Genomic DNA, 23,815 nt, shown 5'->3' on the forward strand with positions numbered 1-23,815 from the left:
AAGGTGTATCGTGTTATTTTGCTTTGGATACGGTTACTAATGCCGGGCGCACCATGCGGTCATGCAGTTGGTAGCCTTTTTGCAGGACGGAGACTACGGTATTGGCTTCAGCTTCGCTTTGCACCATGCTGATTGCCTGGTGCTTGTGCGGATCGAACTTTTCGTTGACCGGATTGATCTCGCTCAGGTTGAATTTTTCAAAGGCGGATGACAGTTGTTTCAAGGTTAGCTCAACGCCACTTTTCAAATTCTCTATGCTGGGTGTTGCTGCACTGAGTGCTGCTTCGAGGCTGTCTTTAACAGCTAATAACTCACTGGCGAAATTTTCGATCGCATATTTATGTGCATTGGCAACGTCGGTCTGAGCGCGTTTGCGGATATTGTCGGCTTCTGCTTTGGCACGCAGCCATGCGTCATGATGTTCCTGGGCGAGCAACTCGGCCTGCTTCAGGGATTGTTCCAGACTGGGCATGGACTCTATGTTTTCCGCTTCATTACTGGTTGTATCCTGATTCTGGTCTTGATTCGGATTTTCTGATTGCATTGTCGACTCCTTGGTTGAACTTGCCTTGAGATGGGGGTGGTGTGAGGAATTTCAAGCGCTGTGATGAATAATTTTTGCGACATCTTTATCTCTCGGCGGAAAGGCGTTAGACTAAGGGTTTGTTAAATTAAGATTTGGTTGTCCGAAATGAACGCTCATGCCGCATCTGTGCTTACTGACTCCGCCTCAATGTTGGATTTGACCGCGTTTAATAGCGCAGAGTTAAATAAATCACCGTATGAATACATGGTGTTGCCGGACTTTCTCAAAGCGGATGCGCTGGAGGCGATTTCTCGCGACTTTCCGGTGATTAAACAGGCAGGCAGTTTTCCGTTTGATACCTTGAAATGTGGTCCGGCTTTTATCGAGCTGATGCACCAGTTAGAGGGTGAAACATTTCGTCATGCCGTTGAAAAAAAATTCAATGTGGATTTGACCGGTCGCCCGACCATGATTACCGTACGCGGTCATACCGATGAGACCGATGGCCGTATCCATACCGATAGCAAAACCAAAATCATTACCATGCTGATTTATTTTAACGAGGCCTGGCAAAAATCAGGTGGCCGACTGCGTATACTGCGCTCCGGCACCGATCTGGAAGATTATGTAGCAGAAGTCGAGCCGGCGATTGGCACCTTGCTTGCATTCCGGCGCAGTGATAATTCCTGGCATGGTCATAAACCCTTTGTCGGCGAGCGTAAGGCATTGCAATTAAACTGGGTACTGGATGAACAGGTCAAACGCCGTGAGCAAAAGCGCCATGGATTTTCAGCTTTCTTCAAGAAATTGTTCGGCAACAAGGAATATGCAGGTTAAACGCTGATGTCACGTCGCATTGCCTGGGTGCTGTCAAATGACATTGTCGGTATGGATAATCAGTCTTTTGGCATGGCTGAAGCCTTAGGGCTGGAGTGTGTCAAGAAACGCATCGTTCCGGCCGCACCATGGAAATATCTGCCACCCAGTTTATGGCTGTCACCGCTTAAGTTTCTGGGTGAGGGCAGTGATCCTTTGCAGCCCCCCTGGCCAGATGCAGTGATAGGTACCGGCCGGCTCAATGTAGCTGTGTCCGTCGCCATTAAACGTGCCAGCGGTGGGCGCACGTTGAATATCCGCATACAGAATCCGCAAATTGATCTGCGCCAATTCGATGTCATCGTCGCGCCTGAACATGATCAGTGTCGAGGCGACAATGTACTGGAAAGTCTGGGGGCCGTGAATCGGGTAACGCAGGTCAGGCTGGATGCTGCTGCGTTAAAGTTCACGCCGCAGTTCGCCGACTTGCCGCGCCCGTTAATTGGTGTGCTGCTGGGTGGCAGCAATAAACGTTATTCAATTGATGCGGCGTTTGCGCATGATCTGGCCGATAAGCTGATTCTGGCTTTGCAACAGCAAGGTGGCAGTGTGCTGATTACGCCGTCGCGGCGTACCGATGCAGCCGCCGTGGCCGTATTGCGCGAGCGTCTGGCGCCATATTCTGCAGTGATCTGGGATGGCGTGAGTGAAAATCCCTATTTTGCATACTTGGCACTGGCGGATTATCTGGTGGTGACGGCGGATTCGGTCAATATGGCCTCGGAGGCCAGCTTTACCGGTAAGCCGGTTTTTGTTGCCGGATTGACCGGTGGCAAGGGTAAGTTTGAAGATTTTCACCGCAGTTTACAGGCACGGGGTTGTACCCGCCCGTTTACGGGTGAATTAACGCATTGGCAATATGAGCCGCTGGATGAAACACGTCGCGTGGCAAATGAAATTAAGCACAGGTTAGGATGGTAAGCATGTCATTAAAAATTGAAACTTACAGTAATGCCAAGGGTGGAAACAGTTTTTTCAAGGCACTGGGTCACCCGCTGACAGTCGCCAAAGCAGCTGATCTGTACGCACGTCTGTGTGCGGCAGGTAAAGTCGCGATTTATGACCCGCTGGGCATGGCGGAAGGTTTGCAGGAATTCTATCCGTTGGATGGCATCAATGTGGCTGCCGTGTATGTCCAGCGCGTTGAAGATCTGGGTAAAACCGTACTTGGGCATGCCACCCAGGCAGTGACCGGCTTGCCGCAATCCGGGGCAGGTATCGTGCTGGTCACGGCATTTGATGCCGGACGGTTGATGGACCATATCCGTCATCTGGTGCCGGCCGGAGTTGAGTTGTTGAGCCTGGATGAGCTGCGTCTGCCGGTAGCCATGCTGACTAACCCTAACCGCTATCTGGACCCATTAAATTTTGCGACCAACTTTGGTTTTTTACGCGATGGCAATGGTCAGCATACGCGCATTGTTACCTGTGATTACTGGTCCGGATTAGGGGCGAAGAAGGTACCTGAGGTCTGGTTCTGTCTGTTTGATCAGACAGGTAAGGTGCTGGCGCAATGGCAGGATGCGATACCTGCGGCGGGTGCAAGCCTGATCATAGACAGTCAGGCAGTGCGTCAGCGTTTTAATCTGGGCGAGTTTACCGCCTCGCTGTTTATTCATGTGCTGGGTGTGGCACGGCACGATATCGTCAAATATGCGCTCGATGTGTATGGCGATGACGATACGGTGTTGTCCTGCACGCATGACGCCAATGCCTGGCCATCGGATCTGTTTGCCGGCTTGCCGGCACCGCATGATGATGAAACTGTGGTGATGTGGATACAGAACAGCCATCCTGTGCCTATTCCTGCCCATGCTGTGGGTATTAACCTGATGGGCTCGGATGACATCCGCACCATCCCATCTGAAATTGCGCCGTTTGCCTGTTATGCGCTGAATGTCGCCGACCTGTTCCCGGAAGTGCGCTGGCCGCAACAGCTGGAAGTGCAGGCAGGGCGCTATTTCGTGCGTCCACGTTATGAAGTGCATGTTAAAAATGGTCGTAGCCGCATTGCGCACGTTAATGTGGAGCGCAATGATCTGGTCGTTGACCTCAATATTCCGAATTTGACCCAGCATCTGGGTAAATCCTACATTCTGCCTGCGCCGATCATGCCTGTCGCGCAATGGCAAAGCGTGATGCAGCCTAACCCGATGTCTACTGCGCAAACCGATTTGCCGATTGCGGCGATATTTTACGATGCCAGCGGGGTAGAAGTGGCGCGTCATCAATTTGGCTGCCTGCAGCGCAGCGACAGTGTCGCAGTCGATATGAATGCTATCCTGGCGGCACAGAATGCCAGCTTACCTAGCGGCAGCGGTCACGTTGAGTTGGTATATGATTTCAGCAACGGCGGTGGCGCGGACGGCTGGCTGCATGGCTTGTTCCGTTACACCCAGCGCAGCAGCGGCCATATTGCCGAGACCAGTTTTGGCGGCCACATTTTCAATACCGTGCTCACCTACAAGAACGAGCCGCAGTCGTATGCTGCTGCACCACCCGGATTGAGCACACGCTTGTTCCTGCGACTGGGCGATGCGCCGCTGGATACGTTCTGCCATTTGATTTATGCGGCATCTACGCCGTGGCATGCACAGTCTGATACTAGCCTGGTGCTGTATAACCGCATGGGCGAGCAAATTGCGCAGACCAAAATCAGTATTCCGTGCAGCGGTTCGCTGCACTGGCGTTATAGTGAGGTATTCGATGCAGCCACACGGCAACGTGCCGGGGATGGTGGCTATATCATCATCCGCGATCTGACCTGCCGTTTGTTCGGTTATCACGGCACTGTGAATGGTGATACCGCATTCTGCATGGATCACATGTTCGGATTCTGATATGACGGATCAATATACTGACTTAACTCAGACAGCTCCAAGTCACCTGCAAACGGCTGTGTTCTACGAAATCAAGGACATGCCGCGTGGTGAAACAGCGACAATTCTGTTTGCGGAAGACCCGGCCATCGTTTTGCATAGTCTGAATCTGCAATTACGGAATAATTTGCGCTGGGAAATCAGTCGTACCGAAGCAGGACAATGGCTGACAGTGATACATCGCGCCGAAGATGTGCCGCCAGTGGACGTGCTGGATGCGCTGAAACGCGATCACAAGCGGCTGGATGCGATGTTTTCACAAGTGATACACCTGACTGACCAGAATCATTTGGTGCAGGCTCATGCCATCATGCAGGCGTTTGTCGAAGGCTTGCGCCGGCATCTGGCAGTGGAGCATGATATTCTCGCCAAAGCGATACGCACACCGCCGAATGCGATGGGGCAGGATCCGACCGCAGCGATGATGCAGGAGCATAATGAAATACTGAATCAGTCAGTAATGATAGAATTGAGCTTCGAAGAAACCGACGCGACGCCAGCCAGTATTTCGCCTTTGCTGGCGATTCTGGCAGGGTATTTATCCAAGCATGAGTACCGTGAAGAAGCCAGTCTGTTTCCGATCTGGACTGGTGCAATTAACAAAGCCCCCGAAGCGGCACGTTCAGCCTTGTTTGCGCAAGTAATGGCGACGCTGGACGGCACTTTATAAATTTTGATAGAACGACATGACCACATTTAAACAGCGTGCACTTGATTACCATGAATTCCCTAAACCAGGCAAAATCTCGGTAGAGTCTTCCAAACCCTGTGAATCAGCCGAAGATCTGGCATTGGCCTATAGCCCCGGTGTAGCCGAACCGGTGCGCGCGATTGCCGAAGACCCGGAGAATGCCTATCGCTACACCAATAAGGGTAATCTGGTTGCTGTCATCAGCGATGGTACTGCGATTCTCGGCCTGGGTAATTTAGGTCCGCTGGCGTCAAAACCGGTGATGGAAGGCAAGGGCATATTGTTCAAGCGTTTTGCCAATATTGATGTGTTCGATATCGAAATCAATGCGCCAAGCGTACGTGATTTTATTGAAACCGTGGTCAATATTGCGCCAACCTTTGGCGGTATTAACCTTGAAGACATTGCTGCACCGCATTGTTTTGAAATAGAAAAAGAATTATCAGAGCGTCTGGATATTCCTGTGTTCCATGATGATCAGCACGGCACTGCAGTGATCATCTGCGCCGGATTGATTAACGCCTTGCATGTGCAAGGCAAACAGCTGGCAGATGCCAAAATCGTGTGTCTGGGAGCCGGTGCAGCAGGTACCGCATCATTGCGTTTGTTGTTAGCGATGGGCGCCGATAAATCCAAGATTCTGGTGGTGGATAAAGCGGGCGTGCTGCATACCGGCATGCAGGATTTGCCGCCGCATCATGCTTTCTTTGCTGCCGATACTGAAGCCAGAACGCTGGCTGACGCGATGCGCGGGGCAGATGCTTTCATCGGTGTTTCTGCCGGTAATCTGGTATCGCAGGACATGCTGAAGAGCATGGCTGATAAGCCAGTGGTGTTTGCACTTGCGAATCCCGATCCGGAAATTTCCCCGGCAGAGGCACATGCGGCACGCGGTGATTTAATCATGGCTACCGGCCGTTCGGATTACCCAAATCAGGTAAACAACGTCCTGGGCTTTCCGTTTATTTTCCGCGGCGCGCTGGATGCGCGGGCTAAACGCATTACCAAGGAAATGCAGATCGCCGCAGTGCATGCGTTGGCTGAACTGGCGCGTGAGCCGGTACCGGCGGAAGTGCTGGCAATTTACAAAGTCGATTCCATGGAATTCGGGCGGGAATATATATTGCCTAAGCCATTTGATCCGCGTTTGATAGATCGTATCCCGCCTGCCGTGGCCAAAGCGGTACGCACTGAACAATGACACGGCAAATTTTCCTGGATACTGAAACCACCGGCCTTGACCCGAAGCAGGGTCACCGCATTATCGAGGTGGCAGGGGTGGAGATGATCAATCGCCGCCCGACCGGTAAGCACTTTCATCGTTATCTGAATCCCGAGCGCGAGATTGATGCAGGGGCAGTGGCAGTGCATGGTCTGACTACCGAGTTTTTGCAGGACAAGCCGCATTTTGCGGATATAGCGGATGAGTTGCTGGAATTCCTGACAGGGGCAGAGCTGGTCATCCATAATGCACCGTTCGATATCGGCTTTCTCAATAGCGAACTGACGCAACTGAAGCGTCCACCGATGTCCGAATATTGTCCGGACGTACTGGATACGCTGAAACTCGCCAAAGACTTGCACCCCGGGCAGAAGAATAATCTGGATGCATTATGCCGGCGTTATGAAGTGGATAATGCCAATCGTACCTTGCACGGCGCGTTGCTGGATGCGGAATTGCTGGCGGCGGTTTATTTAGGCATGACCCGCGGTCAGGAAAGCCTGATGATGGCGGTCGAGGTTGAGCAGGTGGTGCGTGCCCCGGTAGGGAGTGCACAGCATGCGGCTATTCACGTTATTAATGCAGACGCTACAGAACTGGCCGCGCATCAGGATACACTCACGGCGATCCAGAAAGAAAGCCGTGGCGCATGTCTATGGCTGGCGGAGCAAGCCGGTTAACTTGCGACTTCGAAACCCGCTGCTTCAATAGCCTGTTTTAAGGCTTCTATATTGACTACGGCCGGATCAAACTCAACTTCAGCGTTGGCATGTTCCAGTGAGACATTCACTTCGCCGATACCCGGCAATGCACTTAATACGCGTTTAACGCTGTTGGTGCAGCCGCCACAGGTCATTCCCGTGATATTCAGAACAATGTGTTGCATTGGTAAGTTCTCCTAGAGTTTGCCGAGTAAGGGTAGTACCGCGCTTAGATCATTATAGTTCAATGCGTAACTTGCTTGTTGACGTACCACAGGCTTGGCATGGTAGGCGACAGAGACGCCGGCCTGAGCCATCATCAGCAGATCATTGGCGCCATCACCGATAGCGATTACCTGTTTCTGTGCCAATCCCAATTCTTCGCGTACCTTGTTCAGCCAGTCGGCCTTGCCCTGTGCGTCCAGTATATTTCCCAGCACCCGTCCGGTCAGTTTGCCATCGATGATTTCCAGCGTATTGGATGCGCTGTAATCAAGATTAAGCCTGCTTTGCAGACGTTCGGTAAAGAAGGTGAAGCCGCCTGACACCAGCAGGGTTTTTATGCCGCGCTGTTGCAAGGTGGTGAGCATGGTTTCTGCACCGGGGGTCAGGCGCAGACGTTCTTCATACACCCGTTCCAGTGCAGATGCATCCAGTCCAGCCAGCAGGGCAACGCGGCGGGTAAGGCTCTCGGCAAACACGATCTCGCCACGCATGGCGGATTCGGTAATCGCAGCCACTTCCGGCTTGATGCCGATCATGTCAGCGATTTCGTCGATGCACTCGATGGTGATGAGCGTGGAGTCCATGTCCATTACCACCAGTTTGAAATCATTCAGGTGGCGATGGAAAGGGATGAAACCGAAGTCCAGTTTGGCTGCGGCGCAGAGTTCGGCGATAGCTGCCTGGTTGCTATTGTCAGCATTGACCAGGCGGAAGGCTTGCTGATTAATGGCTTCGATAGCATCGACAGCACAAAGTTTGGCAATCTGCTTCAGTGTCTGGGTAGGGACGTGATCGCCTTGAATAATAAGGTTAGTAAGCATGATATTAGCTGAGTTCTTTCAAGAGGTTTCTAATGTTTTTAACGCGCTCAGTCAGGGTGTTGCTGACGATAGTGACGCGTAGCTTATCTGGCCCTGCCAGTTTGTAATGGCGGCGGGTCTGGATCAATTCTATCAGTCGTGCCGGATCAATCGGTGGCTTGGGGATGAATTGCAGGCTGATGGCTTCGCTGGATGCATCAAGCTTGGCGATGCCAAGAGGTTTTGCCAGCAAGCGCAGTCTATGTGATTCCAGTAGCGCCTGGGCCGGTTCCGGCAGCACGCCGAAGCGGTCGACCAGTTCGGCATGCAGATCGTCCAGGCCATCCTGATCGCTGCAATTGGCCAGACGTTTGTACAGCACCAGACGCTCGTGAATGTCGCCGCAATAGCTGTCGGGGAGCAGGGCGGGGGTGTGCAGATTGATTTCGGTGGTAACCCCCAGCGGCTGATTCATGTCCGGTTCCAGGCCTTTTTTGAGCGCAGCGACGGCATGATTGAGCATGTCGTTGTACATGCTGAAGCCGATTTCCTGCATGCTGCCGCTTTGCGAGTCGCCCAGCACTTCGCCAGCACCGCGGATCTCCAGATCGTGCATGGCCAGATGGAAACCGGCACCCAGATCTTCCATCATCTGCAGTGCTTCCAGTCGCTTCTTGGCGGCAGGTGTAATGGCGTCTTCTTCCGGTGTCATCAGATAAGCGTACGCCTGGTGATGTGAACGACCGACCCGGCCACGCAGCTGGTGCAATTGCGCCAGACCGAATTTGTCGGCGCGGTTCATGATGATGGTGTTGGCGGTCGGGATGTCGATGCCGGTTTCGATGATGGTGGTACACAGCAGGACATTGACCTGCTGCTGATGGAAGTCGCGCATGACGTGTTCCAGCTCACGTTCGGGCATCTGGCCGTGAGCGACGCGGATGCGCGCTTCCGGCAGCAATTTGGTGAGCTTGGCTTCCATGTTGTAAATGGTGTCTACTTCGTTATGCAGGAAATACACTTGCCCGCCACGCTTGAGTTCGCGCAGTACAGCTTCGCGGATAACGCCGTCGGAATAACGCGAGACAAAGGTTTTGATCGACAGTCGTTTTTGCGGTGGCGTGGTAATCACTGAAAAATCGCGGATGCCTTCCAGCGACATCGCCAGCGTACGCGGAATAGGTGTGGCCGTTAGCGTTAACACGTCGATTTCGGAGCGCAGCACTTTCATCTGTTCTTTCTGGCGCACACCGAAGCGGTGTTCTTCGTCGATAATGACCAGACCCAGATTTTTGAAGATCACATCCTTTTGCAGTAATTTGTGTGTGCCGATGACGATATCGATCGTGCCTGCGGCGAGTCCTGCCAGCGCTTGCGTCTGTTCCTTGGCGGAACGGAAACGCGACAGCTCGGCGATACGCACCGGCCAGTCAGCAAAACGGTCAGAGAAATTCTGGAAATGCTGTTCGGCCAGCAGCGTGGTCGGTACCAGCACGGCAACCTGGCGGCCATCCATCAGCGCGACGAAGGCGGCGCGCAGGGCGACTTCGGTTTTGCCGAAACCCACATCGCCGCATACCAGTCGATCCATCGGCCGTGGCGAGCATAAATCGGCAATAACGGCTTCAATTGCGCTGGCCTGATCTATGGTTTCCTCAAAGCCGAAGCCTTCGACAAAGGCCTCGTAATCATGCTGTTTTAGCGTAAAGGCATGGCCCTGGCGAGCGGCGCGGCGCGCATACAGGTTGAGCAGCTCGGCGGCCGTGTCGCGCGCCTGTTCCATGGCACGGCGTTTGGCCTTTTCCCATTGTCCGCTGCCCAGTTTGGACAGCGTGACGGATTCAGCTGCGGCGCCACTGTAGCGGCCGATTAAATGCAGTTGGGAAACCGGTACGTAGAGTTTGTCGTTACCCGCATATTCCAGCAACAGGAATTCGGTTTCGCCCTCACCCAGATCCATGCTCACCAGTCCCAGATAGCGGCCGATACCGTGGTCGGCGTGCACCACCGGATCGCCGACCTTGACTTCGGATAAATCGCGCAACATGCCATCGACCTGGGTGCGGCGCTGGGCAGTGCGGTTGCGGGTGCGGATGGTGGTGGCGTATAACTCGGATTCGGTGATGAATGCCAATGGCGGCGTGGTTTGCAGAATGAAGCCATGTGTCAGGGGCGCTACACCCAATCGGGATTGGGTGAGGTTGTCCAGACAGCTGCTGTAATCTTCACACAAGGCTAATTTGACGCCATGCTCACTGAAATACTGCGTCATGGTCTCGCGTCGGCCCAGGCTTTCAGCCAGCAGCAGGATTTTTCCCTTAAACGCGGCAAGAAAACCTTTGATGCGGTGCAGCGGGTCGTCAGCGCGGCGTTCAACGCTTAAATCGGGTAGCGCGCGGGTGAGGCCATCAGCGGTATTGCCCTGGCTGATTTCCACCCGTGCATAGTGTTTCAGATGGCCGTACAAGGCATCGACTGCGAGGAACAGATCGGCAGGAGGCAGAATAGGCCGTTGCGGATCGCCGCGCATCAGTTTGTAGCGAGTCTCGGTGTCGCGCCAGAATTCGCTGGCAGCGGTTTCGATATCGCCGTGCAGGCAGATGACGGCATTGTCTGGCACATAGTCAAACAGGCTGGCGGTTTTTTCAAAAAACAGCGGCAGGTAATATTCTATGCCGGCGGGCGCCAGGCCATTACTGACATCCTTGTAGATCTGACGCTTGGAGGCATCGCCTTCGAAATGGTCGCGGAAATTCTGACGGAACAGCGCCATGCCTGCTTCATCCAGCGGGAACTCGCGTGCCGGCAGCAGGCGGATTTCCTTGACCGGGTAGATACTGCGCTGGGTATCGACGTCAAAGGTGCGGATGGTTTCGATTTCATCGTCAAACAAATCGATACGGTAGGGCAGTGCGCTGCCCATCGGGAACAGATCGAGCAGGCCCCCGCGTACGCTGAATTCTCCGGGGGAAATGACCTGGCTGACTGCGCTGTAACCGCTGGCGATCATTTGCTGGCGCAGCGCATCCACATCCAGTTTTTGTCCCTGCTTGAGGAAAAACGTATAAGCCCCGAGATAAGTCGGCGGAGTGAGGCGGTATAACGCCGTTGTCACCGGGACAATGGCGATGTCACACTGGCTCTGGGAAATTTGATACAGCGTGGCCAGGCGCTCGGAAATCAGATCCTGATGCGGGGAAAAGTGGTCGTACGGCAAGGTTTCCCAGTCGGGGAGCAGGCTGACAGTCAGCTTGGGTGAAAACCAGCGGATTTCTTCGAGCAGGCGCTGTGCGTCGAGTGCGTTGGCGGCAAGGACCACAACAGGTCGGGATAGCGTTGCGAGTTCGCTGATAGCCAGGGCGTCAGCCGAACCGACTAACGCTTCGATTTGAATGCGTTGACCAGAAGGTGGCAGAGGTTGGTTGATAAGCATGAGCGCAAGTACTAGCCAGTAAACACGCTATTTTAACTCAGAACCAGATGGGGTAGTGAAACGAGTGGGATGTGCTGGGGGTGGAATCCAGACGAGATGTTCGCCTCGTCTGGATGTGTTGCGTGATGAAGTGCTTATTTAGGGCAGCTAGCTTCGGTAGAAGGTACTTTACCGGCCAGTAACAGGAACTGTTCGAATGGCTTCATGACGCTCATAGCTTCCATTTTTGGACCCTGGAACTGCAGACGACCAAACATCATGGCTTTCATCGGGCCGTATTCACCAGCACCCATGTCGTGCCATTTTTCAGTGGTAGCGTACATCAGGTAATCCGCACCAGAGTCGAGTTTTGCCATTTCGACCTTACCGCCGTAGCTGCAAAATGCCTTACCGGCTTTTTCAGTGATGCGCATTTCGACTTGCGGGCTATCTTCACAATCGCTGCGGTACATGTGGATCACTTTGTAACCACGACCTTTGTTGTTCTCTATCCATTTGCCACCCAGACCGTCAACCAGGATTGCATTTTTGTTGAAAGATTCACAAGCTTGTGCAGCCCATTCTGCGGACATCAGGACAGGTGCAGCAGTCGCAGCGCCAGCGATCAATGACAATGCCAGGCCGGACAATACGGTAAGGCTTTTTAAGTGCTTAGTCATGCAGTGTGTCTCCTAATTGAATAATGAATTTTAATTTTTATCTGATACTAATATACTACGCGCGAAAAGTTACCTGCATAAGCGATTGCTGTCAAATATAAAAAGACTGCTTGTATTGAATCAACAGGTTAGCAATATTTGCTGGTAAGCGTCTGCAAACAATTTGAGTCCTTCCTGTTGCAGAATTTCCCCAACTTCGTCCGGGAAAATACCCAGTTTCTCTAGGGCCAAATAATCTGCCTGGGCTTGTTCCACCCCAGCTTCCACGGTATTTGCGACTACACCATGGTCGCGGAAAGCATTGATGGTTGCACCAGGCGCAGTGTTCACTGTTTCAGCACCGATGAGGTTGTCAATGTATTTCACATCGGAATAGGCGCTGTTTTTGGTGCCGGTACTGGCCCATAACAAATATTGCGGACGGCAGCCAGCCTGAGCCAGATCCGTAAAGTATTCGCCATGAAACAGCTGTTTGTAACGCTGATACGCCAGCTTGGCAACGGCGAGGGCGCCACGACCCTGCAATGCCAGTGCAGATTCGGTGCCGATGGCAGCGAGGCGCGGATCGATATGGGAATCGACACGGGACAGGAACAAGCTGGCCACTGCCTTTACGCTGCTGCCATCGCCACCTTGAGCAACAAAATGGCGCAGTCCGCGGATGTAGGCTTCCAGTGTCCGCAGGGTCTGCGCTATGGAAAACAGCAAGGTGATATTGATGGAAATACCTTCACCGATCAACTGTTCAAACGCTGCGATACCGGCTGGTGTGCTGGGAATCTTGATGAGCACGTTAGGCCGGTTTACCGTGGCATGCAAGCGTCGGGCAGCAGCAATGGTTGCATCGGTGTCGTGTGCCAGATTGGGGGAAACTTCCAGGCTGACATAACCATCATTACCCTGAGTCTGTCTGTAGGTGTGCAACAAAATATCGCAAGCCGCCTGGATATCGGGGATTACCAATGCCTCGTAGCGCGCTTCGGCATCCGCGACAGTGGTTTTTAACAGCGCCATATCAGCCTGATAATAAGGGCTGTCTGTCAGAGCCTTCTGGAAAATGCTGGGGTTGGAGGTAATGCCGGAGATGCCATCATCCTCTATCAGCCGTGCCAGTTCGCCATCCCGTATCAGCGTGCGGGACAGATTGTCCAGCCAGATTGATTGCCCGAGTGCTTTAACGTCATTTAATCTGCTCATGTTGGCTCCTAGGTTTTTATTTAGCGCAATGATGATTCGACGATTTCAATTCTAGACTTTATTTGTTGCAACTGTACCGGATCGGTCAGGTTTTTTTGCTGGAGTAATAAATAGGCCAGTAAGGGACGTCTCCAGCCCTGGCTGGCTGCTGTGTCGGTAGCGATTTGCAGGGTTTTCTGGTTGAACTGCTTGCGTTGTATTGTCACCCCGCTGGCAACCAGTCGCGACAACGGATCGCTGATATTCAGCAGTATCTGGTTAACTTCTTCAGCAGAAGCTGTCGGGTTTTTCAGTAACGCTGCATATTGCGGCGGCAGTGAGGTGCTATCCAGTCCCTGCCAATCGCCTTGAATAAACCGATAATACGCTGCATCGGTTTGGGTGGTGTCTGTTACGGCCAGCGCGGTGTAAGGCTGGCAAGCTGAGAGATCAAGCGCGGCTATATGTACGCCGCATTTTACGAGTTCCAGATGGCCAACGGCAGCAATGTCGCCAGTTGAAGCCGTTGCAGCACGCGATTTGGCAAAGCTGGCATCGGCCAGCTTGCTGCGTCCCTCCAGATAATACTGGGTGTAACGGGCGATGGCGGTTTGCGTGTCAATCTTCCAGTCGGGCACGGTTGGGCCGCCGCCACAAGCTGCAAGGGTGCTAAGCAGTATCAGGCTGAGCAGGGTTTTCATGGCAGTTTTACCTCGCCGGCCTTACCTGAAGGCAAATAACGATTGATTTTGGTGATGAGCTGATTGGTTTTGCTGAGTGCTTCATCAACTTCGGAACGTAACTGGCCCATATCATCGGTGCCTTGTTTCAGATTGGCAGTAAGCCCGGTGGTGTTCACTAATAATTCATCGACTTTCTTCAGGCTGGTGCGAATATCCTCCAGCATTAAATGCAGTTCTGCGACGGATTGATTGGCTTTGTCCATTAAACCGCCTTTAGCGAAGGCGGAGTGATCCAGCTTGAGTGAAAGCTGATTGAGGTTGGCAGTAAGTTGACGGGTGTTTTGCAGGCTGTCGATCAGTGATTGCGCATTTTTTTCGCTACCCAGCAAGCCTTGAGCTACACCATATTTCCCAGTCATTTGCTGGGTGATGGCTTTGGCGTTGCTTAATGTGACATTGATTTCACTGTCACGACGGGTCATGTATGCCACGTTTTTAGCAACAGCGCCAAATTGATCCAGAATGATGTTTGCCTTTGCGGTCAATGCAGGTACATCCACACCGCCGTTACCCAGATTAAGCGGGTACTCTTTATTCGGATTGAGTAACGGGCTATTCAGTTCGCTGACATCAACCCGGATTTTTGCTGCGCCGACCAGCGGCTTGTCCAGTGAGAACTGGCTGCTTGCACGCAGCCACTGGCTCTGCCGGCTGTCGACATTGACGATAATACGCGCCATGCCTAGTGGGGTAAGTGACAGCGAGCTTACTTTGCCGATGGGAATGCCGCGAAAATTAAGCGGCATGCCGACATCTATGTTTTCTGCGTTTGGAGCGATCAGGGTGTATTGGGTGCTGTGCTCAAACCAGCCGCGCTCGTACAGCAGGTAAATGAAAGCAAAGGCACTTACCAGCACTGCGGTGAGCAGAAACAGGCCGACCTTGAATTGTATGGTTTTATTCATTTTTGATACTCGTAGATAGATTGATTCCAAACATAATCAACAACACGATGATCACTGTGTTCGTGCTGCAAACAACCCAGCATGGTGCGTAATACATGCGGATACGGTACATCAGCCAGCATTAACGCAGGGCGGTCGATCGCCACCAGCGGGCGACGCAACATGATGGCACGCGCCATTTTCACGGCAAAACGCTGGGTCATGTTCAGATCTTCATCGCGTTTGAGTGCTATATCGCCATGACCTGTGCAGTCGAGCAGTTTCTGTGCCTGCTCGCTGGCCTGTTTCCAGGGGGTGGCGTGATGAAACTGGGTAATCAGCGCGATGTTTTCCAGTGCAGTAAGGTTTACCCGTAATGGCAGATCGGGGGACACCAGCGCACAATCGTGGCCGCTCTCGCCGAGCAGAGCGTGGATCTGATCCCGACGTGCAGTTTCATCGTCGCACCATACTATATGTATTTGAATGCTAATGATGCCACCTCGATCAATACAATTGCAAAAAACACGCGCATCATGCCCTTGAGTACCGATACAGGTACCAGAAACAGGCGCTTGGGGATTTCCAGTCCGGTTTTGATTGGGATCAGCGTAACCACCAGGCCAAACAGCATGGTTTTCCCAACCAGGCCAAGCACCAGTGTCACCGGCAGTAATTGCGCCATGCTGTGGGCGTAACCGGCCAGGTTAGTCCAGTCGAAACCGTAGATAACAAAGAACGCCACTATTAATGCGGTGAGCGCAGATAAGCCGGTCAATGCCAGTACCGAAATGACACCGCCAACTACGCGCGGCATGAATTCGTAGCGGGCAGGATCGATTTGGGCATGCTCGAACGCAACGATCTCATTGTTGACATGCATCAGCGCGATTTCGGTATTAATTGCAGCGCCGGAACGGAGCGCGACAAACAGCACAGAGAGCAGCGGCAGCAATTCCATTACCAGAAAGCCCACGATGAGTCCGGGGACATAACCAGACAGGCCAAAATCACGCGCCACCGACACCATGATCTGGATCAGCACGCCGCTGATCACCAGCGAGTAAATCAGGAAGATGGGTAATGCCTGTACTGCAGTGAAATAAATCTGTTTGGTGATAATCCAGCGCGTGGCGCTGTCATAAGTGCGAGGGTTGAGTGCGACTTCAAGCAGATGAAAGCCAAAGCGCGATAATGCCATGAAAGCCGCCCAGCGCCTTAATACGGCATCGCCTAATTGTGCTATCCAAGCTGCCAATGCTGAACCCTGTTTGTAATTGATTGCGTTTAGTATCTATTGTGAGCGCGTAATGCGCAAGTCAGGGTAGAATAATTATCTTTACCGCAGGAGCCTGTCATGATCAATCGACGCATAAGTTTTGCACTTTGCATGTTGTTGCTAAGTGGTTCTGTATTTGCTGCACAGAGTGGTGTGTTAATCAGAAACGAGACACTGCATGCCAAGCCGGCCAGCAGTAGTGCGAGTGTAGGCAATGTTGCCAAAGGCAGTGGCGTCAATGTCATTACCAAACAGAGCGGCTGGATACAGATCAGCACGGGCAAAACTCAGGGCTGGGTAAGAATGTTATCGGTACGCACTACCGGAACGGCTAGCGGTAGCGCAGTTTCTGATATTGCCGGTGTGGCGCAAATGGCAACGGGTAAACGCCGGCCAGGCCAGATTGTGGCGACGGCTGGGGTGCGTGGTCTGAGTGAAGAAGATTTGAAAGCGGCGCATTTTAACGAGCAGGGTCTGAATGAGCTGGCAACTTATAAGCTCGGTGCAGCCGAAGCACAAAGTTTTGCCCGGCAAGGCAAGTTGGTGCGCCAGTCTGTGTCTTATCTGCCTGATCCGAATGCTGCCAACTAACTTCTGCGGAGCGAAATTATGAAAAAGCTAATATTAGTGGCATTGCTGGCAAATCTTTCACTGGCTCATTCAGTGTATGCGTTTGATCTCAATGATCTGGGTAACGTGCTGAAACAAATCCCGGGTAATGTGACAAACCAGAATTCAGCGAGCACGCCTGAAACGAGCGGCACGATTAACAAAAGTAATACCAAGCTTGATCCAGTAGCTGTCTTGATGGGCGCGCTAAAGCCCGATTCGGTTGATGATGAAGTGCAGATTGGCCGGCAGGTATCCGGTAACTTATTGGGTGCATCACCGCTGGTGAAGGATGCCAAATTGCAGCACTACGTCAATCAGGTCGGACGCTGGGTTGCATTGCAAAGCGAGCGCCCGGATTTGCCATGGCAGTTTGGTGTTATCGACAGTACGGACATTAATGCTTTTTCTGCGCCGGGTGGTTTTGTGTTTATAACCAAAGGCCTGTATCTTAAACTTCATAGTGAATCTGAACTGGCTGGGGTGCTGGGGCATGAAATTGCCCACGTAGTGCGCAAGCATCAACTCAAAATTTTGCGGCAAAGCCAGTTCATCGGCCTGGGCGCTGATGCGCTGGGACGTGAAGTCAAAGGTCAGGATGCCATACAGAACCTGATCGGTAGCGGGGCGGAAATCATGTCGCGCAAGCTGGATAAAAACGCCGAATTCGAAGCTGACCGCATGGGCATGGTGCTGGCCGCCCGTGCAGGTTATGACGCCTATGGCTTGCCTACTGTGCTGGAAGAAATCGGCCATGTGGCACCGGGCGACAGCAGCGTGGCATTGCTATTCAAAACCCATCCGGCACCCGATGTCCGTTTCAGCATGTTGAGTGAAGCAGTGGGCGACCGTCTGGATAAATTGCCGCCCGGTAAAGAATTGGCTAACCGTTTCTATCGTCTCAAATAATCAGGAAAGCACACTATGTATTATGTCGTCACCGGAGCCGCCGGATTTATTGGCTCGAATATTATCAAGGCGTTGAATCAGCGCGGTATCACTGACATCATCGCTGTCGATAACCTTGGCAAAGCCGAAAAATTCAAGAATCTGGTTGACTGTGATCTGGCTGATTACATAGATAAGACGGACTTCCTGCAGTTGATGCATAAAAACGCTCTTGATGGTGCCGTGATGGCACTGTTCCATCAGGGCGCTTGTACTGACCCGCTGGAAAGCGACGGGCGGTATGTGATGGAAAACAACTATCGCTATTCCATGGATATGCTGGATTTCTGTCAGGAGAATCAGACTGCTTTCCTGTATGCCTCAAGTGCTGAGGTATATGGTGCCGGCGATGCATTTACCGAACAGCGTAAGCATGAGTCGCCGCTGAATGTCGTTGCCTATTCCAAGTTCCTGTTCGATCAGGCGGTACGCCGTATCTGGGATGATCGCACCTCGCAAATTGTCGGGCTGCGCTATTTTGATGTGTACGGGCAGGGTGAGCAGCACAAGGCTCATGCCGCCTCTGCCGTCTATCAGTGTTTCAGGCAATATATGAGCAATGGCAAGATTGCGTTGTATAAAGGCGGGGCTGATTATGCCAATGGCGAACAGAGCCGCGATTTCGTTGCGATTACTGATGTAGTACAGGCAAATCTGTGGTTTCTGGATCACCCCGAGCAGTCCGGTATTTTCAATATTGGCACCGGGCGCAGCCAGTCGTTTAATGCGGTAGCTGTAGCGGTGATTAATCAGTGCCGCCAGCGCGCGGGCGAAGCCGCCCTCGATCTGGCCGGGTTGCAAGCACAGGGCATCATCGAATATGTCGACTTCCCGGAACAGTGCCAGCCTTACACTCAGGCCGATCTCAGCGCGTTGCGGCAGGCAGGCTATGATGCGCCCATGCTTGATCTCGAACAAGGCGTCGCCACTTATCTTGAAAGCTTATATAAATAACACAAGGTTTCGTCATGCCCATCTATAAAACCCTGGAAGATTTCGTCGGCAATACCCCGCTGGTCAGGCTCAAACGCATGCCCGGTGACACCAGCAACACCATACTGCTCAAGCTGGAAGGCAACAACCCCGCCGGCTCGGTAAAAGACCGTCCGGCGCTGAACATGATCAACCGTGCCGAGGCTCGCGGCGAGATCCATCCCGGCGATACCCTGATCGAAGCCACCAGCGGCAACACCGGCATTGCACTGGCGATGGCAGCAGCCATGCGCGGCTACAAGATGATACTGGTGATGCCCGAGCACATGAGCATAGAGCGGCGTCAGGTGATGCGTGCCTTCGGTGCCGAGATTGTGCTGACCAGCCAGGCCGGCAGCATGGAAGAAGCCATCGACGTCGCTAATAAAATGCAGCAGGCCGGACAGGGCATCATCCTCGACCAATTCAGCAACAGCGACAATCCGCAGGCGCATTTTGACACCACCGGCCCGGAAATCTGGCGTGATACCGAAGGCACGGTGACCCATTTTGTCAGCAGCATGGGCACCACCGGCACGATTACCGGCACCTCGCACTTCCTCAAATCGCAGAACCCGGCTGTACAAGTCATCGGCGTGCAGCCGGAAGAGGGCGCGCAGATTCCCGGTATCCGCAAATGGCCGGAAGCGTATCTGCCTAAAATCTACGACAAGCAGAGCGTGGATCAGATTCGTCTGGTCAGCCAGGCCAATGCCGAGGAAACCACGCGCCGGCTGGCACGCGAAGAAGGCATCTTCGCCGGCATTTCTTCGGGTGGCGCGCTGTACGCTGCACTGGAACTGTCCAAAGAAGTCAGTAATGCCACCATCGTGTCCATTGTCTGCGATCGCGGCGATCGCTATTTATCCACCGGCGTGTTCCCGGCCTGATGATGGCAGATGACGAGTTTTTCATGCGCGAAGCACTGGCGCTGGCGCAGCAAGCCTGGGACATGGGTGAAGTGCCGGTCGGTGCCGTGGTCGTGCATGAAGGCAAGATTATCGGCCGCGGCGCTAATGCGCCCATCTCCCGTCACGATCCGTCTGCCCATGCGGAGATGCTGGCGTTGCGCGATGCCGCGCAGTACCTGAGCAACTACCGTCTGCCACAAGTCAGCCTGTATGTGACGCTGGAGCCGTGCACCATGTGTGCTGGTGTAATCATGCATGCACGCGTCTCGCGGCTGGTGTTCGGGGCCAGCGATGCGAAAACCGGCGCTGCGGGCAGCGTGCTCAACCTGTTTGACGAACCCCGACTCAATCATCACACCGAAATTCAGGGCGGCGTGCTGGCAGCCGAGTGCGGCGCCATGCTGTCGGCCTTCTTTGCCGAGCGTCGCGCCCAGCTCAAGAAAGTGAATGCAGCCGTATGAAAAAACGCATAGAGATCAGCATCCGCCTGCAGCAGTTGTACTTGTTTGAAGATGATGAAAACGGCGACTCGCAGCTATTGCGGCAATACCCGGTATCCACCGCCGCTAACGGCGCGGGCGAGCAGACAGGCAGCTACAAAACCCCGCGCGGCCGCCATGTCATTAGTGAAAAAATTGGTGCAATGGCGCCGCTGTTTGCGGTATTCAGCGCACGCCAGCCCACCGGCGAAATCTGGAACCCGCAACTGGGAGCCGAGCACCCCGGCCGCGACTGGATATTAAGCCGCATCCTGTGGCTGGACGGCCGCGAGCCCGGCAAAAATCAGGGCGGCGACGTCGATACCCATGCCCGCTATATCTACATCCATGGCACCAGCGAAGAACACCTCATCGGTACACCGGCATCGCATGGCTGCGTGCGCATGCGCAATGCCGATGTGGCGGATTTGTTTGAGCGGGTGGAAGAGGGTACGGCGGTGAATATTACCAATTGACGATATCCCCTATTAGGGTAATAATTCGTAAATGGAAAAACTGGTTCCACATTATTCGCTGGCAGAAATTCAGGCACAGATGACATCTGCCCAGGCCATGAATCTTACGGTTTCTGCTCGTGGTGGTATCCGTGCAGTTGGTATGGCTCAAGCGGATGCACTGGCGGTGGTACAAAGCCTGACGCGTAATGATTTTTACAAGAGTATCACTACGCATGCAGATCATCGCGTCTGGCAGGATGTGTATCACGGTGAATGGAACGGCATCGCGCTCTACATCAAATTTCAGCGTGCTGGCGAGTACTTTGTGGTTTCGTTTAAGGAGTTATGAGCATGGTAAGCAATTGGAATGGAAAGCCCTGTCCCTTATGTGGGGCAGGTACGTTGCATGATGGTATCAAAACCATTACGCAAGAATACAAGGGCCGTATTTTTAGTTCTGAAACCCGAGGGGCCTTCTGTGACCACTGTGCAGATGGCTTTGTCGAATTTGATGCTGCTGAAGAGGCGAAATGGCTGACATTCCGTGATCAGGTAGATGCTGCGGAGGCAGCAGAGCTTGCCCGCATCCGCAAAAAACTGCGACTTACTCAAGCGCAGGCTGCGCACCTGACTGGAGGAGGTAAGAATGCTTTTTCCCGTTACGAGCGCGGGAATGCCAAGCCGGTGGCTGCGGTAGTCAATTTATTCCGGTTGCTGGACCATCATCCCGAGCTGCTCAAGGAGTTGGTAAATAACAAGAGTGTTTAAGTACTAGCTCCTAAATGCTGCCTGCATGGCTGCAATCATGTGGCCATGATCCATTACCCCCGCGCTTTCGCGCAAGCTGTGCATCGCCCACATCGGGCAACCCACATCGACACTGGCAATTCCCAGGCGTGACGCAATGATCGGCCCTATGGTACTGCCGCAGCCTAGGTCGGTACGGTGCGTGTAATGCTGCACCGGCACACCCGCAGCCTCGCACAGCGTCATGAAGCGGGCAGCGGTATCGGCATTGGTGGCATAGCGCTGATTGGCGTTGGTTTTGATCACCGGGCCGGCGTTTACCATCACCCGGTGGCTGGGTTCGTAGGCATTGGGGAAATTGGGGTGATAGGCGTGTGCCATATCGGCACTTATAAAGAAGCTCTGCGCCAGCATGCAATGCTGTGCTTCCGCATCCAGACCGAGGGCATTGGCAATGCGTTTTATCACATCCTGAGCGAAGCTGCCGCCTGCACCGGTGGCGCTCTCGCTGCCGACTTCTTCATGATCGAAGAACGCGCAAATATTGGTTGCACTGGCATCTTCGCTGGACAGCATCGCGGTCAGCGCCGCATGGCAGGATGCCAGATTATCAAGCTGACTGTCGGCGATGAATTCCTGCTCCGCACCCCAGAATGCGCCCGGTTGGGTATCAAATACATTTAATTCATAAGTCAGAATGTCATCGATGTTCACGTCCAGAGTGCTGGCAACGTGGCCGAGGAATTGTTCTCGTGCGTTTTGTTTATCTGACGCCATGCCAAAAATCAGCGGCAACTCGGTCTGCTTATTGAGCTTCAGCCCTTGCTCATTGACCTCACGGTTCATGTGTATGGCCAGATTTGGCAGACGCACCTGTGGTGTATCGAATTTCAGCAGGCGTGTGGTAAAGCCATCCGCAGTACGGATATTGACGCGCCCGGCCAGACTCAGATCGCGGTCGGTAAACGTTGCCAGAATAGGCCCGCCGTATACTTCCACGCCCAGCCGGACCACGCCATCGCTGGCTTGGGCGGTATGCGTTTTCAGCCGCAGGCCGGGTGAATCGGTATGCGCGCCGATCATGCGAAAGCCGGTCTCGGCCAGGGCGCGCTGCCCCAGGCGAAACGCAATTACCGACGCGCCGCCACGCACGACAAAATAGCGCCCACCCTGCATCAGGTTCCAGCGCTCAGCTTCCTTCAGCTCTTTATAGCCTTGGGCCAGCAGGCGTTGCACGACGCTTTGCACCGCATGCCAGGGGCTGGGGCTGGCGTCGATAAAGTTGAGGAGGTCTTGCGCCTGAGCGCGGGTCTGGTCGGGAATGGTCATTGCGGTTAGCTATCATCAAAAGTATCAGACGATGATAACGAGATTTCGCCTGTAAAGGCAAGAATAAAGGGGGAGCAGTAAATCAGTGTGAGCCAGCTACACTTATAATTGATCCAGCGGACTGGTCACACCACGCCCGCCTTTGTTCAGTACATGGGTATAAATCATGGTGGTGGATACATCTGAATGTCCGAGTAGCTCCTGAACGGTGCGGATGTCATAGCCGGATTGCAGCAAATGCGTAGCAAAAGAATGGCGCAAAGTGTGTGGAGTAGCAGGCTTGACCAACCCCAGGTCGCGCACAGCCTGTTTAATGGCGCGCTGCAAACCTTTTTCATCCATATGATGACGGCGGGTTACGCCGGAGCGTGGGTCTACCGACAAATTCCGTGATGGAAAAACATACTGCCAACCCCATTCGTGACCTGCATTGGGATATTTTTTATCCAGCGCAAAGGGCAAATATACTTGACCGTAATGTTGTGCCAGATCTTCGTCATGCAGTGCCTTGACTTTGAGTAAATGTGCCTTGAGTGGGGCGATTAAGGTTTCCGGCAACATAGTGACTCGATCCTTGAAGCCTTTGCCCTCGCGCACAATGATTTCGCGCCGGGCAAAATCCACATCCTTGACACGTAAACGTATTGCCTCCATCAAGCGCATGCCTGATCCATACAGCAAATTACCAACCAGGGCATGGGTACCGGGGAGGCGAGATAACACAGCCTGTACTTCGCTAACCGTCAAAACCACAGGTAGGCGTTTAGGCGCCTTGGCTTGTGTCACGTTATCCAGCCAAGGTAGTTGTATTTCCAGCACCTCGCGATATAAAAATAGCAATGCGCTCTTTGCCTGATTCTGCGTAGAGGCGGCGACGTTGCCAGCCACCGCGAGATGAGTAAGAAATGCCTCTACCTCAGTTGCTCCTAGGCTCTTGGGGTGCTGCTTGCCATGGAATAAAATATAGCGTTTAATCCAATCTAGATAGGTCTGCTCAGTGCGAATACTGTAATGTTTTACGCGTAACTTATCACGCACCTGGTCGAGTAATTTTGGGGGATTTGAGGTGGTGTTTTCAACAGGAAAATTAGGGTGTGCCAAAATTTTATCCTTATTAAATACAATGTCTTGGAAAATAATTCCCAGATTATACACCTCGAAGGTGCTTTTATCGGCGCTTTTTAGGGTGTCTACTTTATACATGGACGCCCACTTTTTTGCCAAGCCCCCAATCAATAATTTTGAGTATAGGTAAAGATTGCAGCCAT

Annotated in this window: 25 protein-coding genes and 1 pseudogene; 14 read left to right on the forward strand and 12 right to left on the reverse strand. The window is 53.1% G+C overall.

Translation table 11 applies throughout. The annotated features are described in order from the left end of the window. Nucleotides 1-13: 13 nt before the first annotated feature. Nucleotides 14-553: pseudogene (gene grpE, locus EJE49_RS08510) on the reverse strand (nucleotide exchange factor GrpE); the annotation flags it as partial. Between the two features lie 138 nt (nt 554-691). Between grpE and EJE49_RS08515 the strand changes: the two are divergent. Genes EJE49_RS08515 through dnaQ form a run of 6 tightly spaced genes read left to right on the forward strand, consistent with a single transcriptional unit; the run spans nt 692 to nt 6,874 of the window. After that, nucleotides 692-1,363, forward strand: a complete 672-nt coding sequence (locus EJE49_RS08515; RefSeq protein ID WP_124950028.1) for a 2OG-Fe(II) oxygenase — start codon at nt 692-694, stop codon at nt 1,361-1,363. Between the two features lie 6 nt (nt 1,364-1,369). Beyond that, the gene (locus EJE49_RS08520; RefSeq protein WP_124950029.1) at nt 1,370-2,323 is read left to right on the forward strand and encodes a mitochondrial fission ELM1 family protein; all 954 of its coding nucleotides are present in this window, start codon (nt 1,370-1,372) and stop codon (nt 2,321-2,323) included. A gap of 2 nt (nt 2,324-2,325) precedes the next feature. Continuing rightward, nucleotides 2,326-4,242 carry a hypothetical protein gene (locus EJE49_RS08525; RefSeq protein ID WP_124950030.1) on the forward strand — a complete coding sequence of 639 codons (1,917 nt, stop codon included), beginning with the start codon at nt 2,326-2,328 and terminating at the stop codon, nt 4,240-4,242. Nucleotide 4,243: 1 nt separating this feature from the next. After that, nucleotides 4,244-4,951 carry a hemerythrin domain-containing protein gene (locus tag EJE49_RS08530; protein WP_189941786.1) on the forward strand — a complete coding sequence of 236 codons (708 nt, stop codon included), beginning with the start codon at nt 4,244-4,246 and terminating at the stop codon, nt 4,949-4,951. A gap of 16 nt (nt 4,952-4,967) precedes the next feature. Further along, a complete protein-coding gene (locus tag EJE49_RS08535; protein ID WP_124950032.1) occupies nt 4,968-6,173 on the forward strand; it encodes a malic enzyme-like NAD(P)-binding protein in 1,206 nt (401 codons plus the stop codon). Further along, nucleotides 6,170-6,874: a DNA polymerase III subunit epsilon gene (gene dnaQ, locus EJE49_RS08540; protein ID WP_124950033.1), complete on the forward strand. Its 705-nt coding sequence runs from the start codon at nt 6,170-6,172 to the stop codon at nt 6,872-6,874. Before EJE49_RS08535 ends, dnaQ begins: the two co-directional genes overlap by 4 nt. On the opposite strand, the gene EJE49_RS08545 is transcribed toward dnaQ, so the two are convergent. The 9 genes from EJE49_RS08545 to EJE49_RS08585 form a co-directional block, all read right to left on the reverse strand. Beyond that, nucleotides 6,871-7,080 carry a heavy-metal-associated domain-containing protein gene (locus EJE49_RS08545; RefSeq protein WP_124950034.1) on the reverse strand — a complete coding sequence of 70 codons (210 nt, stop codon included), beginning with the start codon at nt 7,078-7,080 and terminating at the stop codon, nt 6,871-6,873. The two genes, dnaQ and EJE49_RS08545, sit on opposite strands and share 4 nt — an antisense overlap. A 12-nt stretch (nt 7,081-7,092) precedes the next feature. Next, nucleotides 7,093-7,941, reverse strand: a complete 849-nt coding sequence (serB, locus tag EJE49_RS08550; protein WP_124950035.1) for a phosphoserine phosphatase SerB — start codon at nt 7,939-7,941, stop codon at nt 7,093-7,095. A gap of 4 nt (nt 7,942-7,945) precedes the next feature. Further along, entirely contained in the window at nt 7,946-11,353 is a 3,408-nt protein-coding gene (gene mfd / locus EJE49_RS08555; RefSeq protein ID WP_124950036.1) for a transcription-repair coupling factor, read from the reverse strand. A 134-nt stretch (nt 11,354-11,487) separates the two neighbouring features. Next, on the reverse strand, nt 11,488-12,012 hold the full coding sequence (locus EJE49_RS08560) for an SCP2 sterol-binding domain-containing protein (protein ID WP_124950037.1): 525 nt from the start codon (nt 12,010-12,012) through the stop codon (nt 11,488-11,490). A 120-nt stretch (nt 12,013-12,132) separates the two neighbouring features. Further along, on the reverse strand, nt 12,133-13,209 hold the full coding sequence (gene tal / locus EJE49_RS08565) for a transaldolase (RefSeq protein WP_124950038.1): 1,077 nt from the start codon (nt 13,207-13,209) through the stop codon (nt 12,133-12,135). Nucleotides 13,210-13,229: 20 nt separating this feature from the next. Beyond that, entirely contained in the window at nt 13,230-13,889 is a 660-nt protein-coding gene (locus EJE49_RS08570; protein WP_124950039.1) for a hypothetical protein, read from the reverse strand. Then, on the reverse strand, nt 13,886-14,836 hold the full coding sequence (locus tag EJE49_RS08575) for an MlaD family protein (RefSeq protein ID WP_124950040.1): 951 nt from the start codon (nt 14,834-14,836) through the stop codon (nt 13,886-13,888). The genes EJE49_RS08570 and EJE49_RS08575 overlap by 4 nt, the downstream gene beginning before the upstream one ends. Beyond that, on the reverse strand, nt 14,833-15,210 hold the full coding sequence (locus tag EJE49_RS08580; protein ID WP_124950041.1) for a P-loop NTPase family protein: 378 nt from the start codon (nt 15,208-15,210) through the stop codon (nt 14,833-14,835). The genes EJE49_RS08575 and EJE49_RS08580 overlap by 4 nt, the downstream gene beginning before the upstream one ends. Before the next feature lie 77 nt (nt 15,211-15,287). Continuing rightward, nucleotides 15,288-16,073, reverse strand: a complete 786-nt coding sequence (locus EJE49_RS08585; RefSeq protein WP_223246879.1) for an MlaE family ABC transporter permease — start codon at nt 16,071-16,073, stop codon at nt 15,288-15,290. A 99-nt stretch (nt 16,074-16,172) separates the two neighbouring features. Between EJE49_RS08585 and EJE49_RS08590 the strand changes: the two genes are divergently transcribed. From EJE49_RS08590 to EJE49_RS08625, 8 genes are read left to right on the forward strand one after another with little or no spacing between them, the layout of a single operon-like run. After that, nucleotides 16,173-16,685, forward strand: coding sequence for an SH3 domain-containing protein (locus tag EJE49_RS08590; protein ID WP_124950042.1), 513 nt, complete (start codon nt 16,173-16,175; stop codon nt 16,683-16,685). Nucleotides 16,686-16,703: 18 nt separating this feature from the next. Beyond that, nucleotides 16,704-17,612 (forward strand): M48 family metalloprotease, encoded by a 909-nt coding sequence (locus tag EJE49_RS08595; RefSeq protein WP_124950043.1) that lies wholly within the window; start codon nt 16,704-16,706, stop codon nt 17,610-17,612. Between the two features lie 15 nt (nt 17,613-17,627). Then, nucleotides 17,628-18,605, forward strand: a complete 978-nt coding sequence (gene rfaD, locus EJE49_RS08600; RefSeq protein WP_124950044.1) for an ADP-glyceromanno-heptose 6-epimerase — start codon at nt 17,628-17,630, stop codon at nt 18,603-18,605. A 20-nt stretch (nt 18,606-18,625) separates the two neighbouring features. Further along, nucleotides 18,626-19,513: a cysteine synthase CysM gene (gene cysM / locus EJE49_RS08605; protein WP_124950056.1), complete on the forward strand. Its 888-nt coding sequence runs from the start codon at nt 18,626-18,628 to the stop codon at nt 19,511-19,513. Further along, the gene (gene tadA / locus EJE49_RS08610) at nt 19,513-19,995 is read left to right on the forward strand and encodes a tRNA adenosine(34) deaminase TadA (RefSeq protein WP_124950045.1); all 483 of its coding nucleotides are present in this window, start codon (nt 19,513-19,515) and stop codon (nt 19,993-19,995) included. The genes cysM and tadA overlap by 1 nt, the downstream gene beginning before the upstream one ends. Next, complete coding sequence (locus tag EJE49_RS08615; protein ID WP_124950046.1) at nt 19,992-20,489, forward strand: L,D-transpeptidase; 498 nt, start codon at nt 19,992-19,994, stop codon at nt 20,487-20,489. Before tadA ends, EJE49_RS08615 begins: the two co-directional genes overlap by 4 nt. Nucleotides 20,490-20,520: 31 nt before the next feature. Continuing rightward, nucleotides 20,521-20,820: a type II toxin-antitoxin system MqsR family toxin gene (locus EJE49_RS08620; RefSeq protein WP_124950047.1), complete on the forward strand. Its 300-nt coding sequence runs from the start codon at nt 20,521-20,523 to the stop codon at nt 20,818-20,820. A gap of 2 nt (nt 20,821-20,822) precedes the next feature. Further along, entirely contained in the window at nt 20,823-21,239 is a 417-nt protein-coding gene (locus EJE49_RS08625; RefSeq protein ID WP_189941789.1) for a type II toxin-antitoxin system MqsA family antitoxin, read from the forward strand. A 3-nt stretch (nt 21,240-21,242) separates the two neighbouring features. On the opposite strand, the gene EJE49_RS08630 is transcribed toward EJE49_RS08625, so the two are convergent. Both EJE49_RS08630 and EJE49_RS08635 read right to left on the reverse strand, forming a co-directional pair. Beyond that, nucleotides 21,243-22,547: a M18 family aminopeptidase gene (locus EJE49_RS08630; RefSeq protein ID WP_124950049.1), complete on the reverse strand. Its 1,305-nt coding sequence runs from the start codon at nt 22,545-22,547 to the stop codon at nt 21,243-21,245. A gap of 102 nt (nt 22,548-22,649) precedes the next feature. Beyond that, entirely contained in the window at nt 22,650-23,648 is a 999-nt protein-coding gene (locus EJE49_RS08635) for an integron integrase (protein WP_275540754.1), read from the reverse strand. Between the last annotated feature and the right edge of the window lie 167 nt (nt 23,649-23,815).

Origin of the sequence: Sulfuriferula thiophila (assembly GCF_003864975.1) — a bacterium.
GTDB classification, from domain to species: Bacteria; Pseudomonadota; Gammaproteobacteria; order Burkholderiales; family Sulfuriferulaceae; genus Sulfuriferula; species Sulfuriferula thiophila.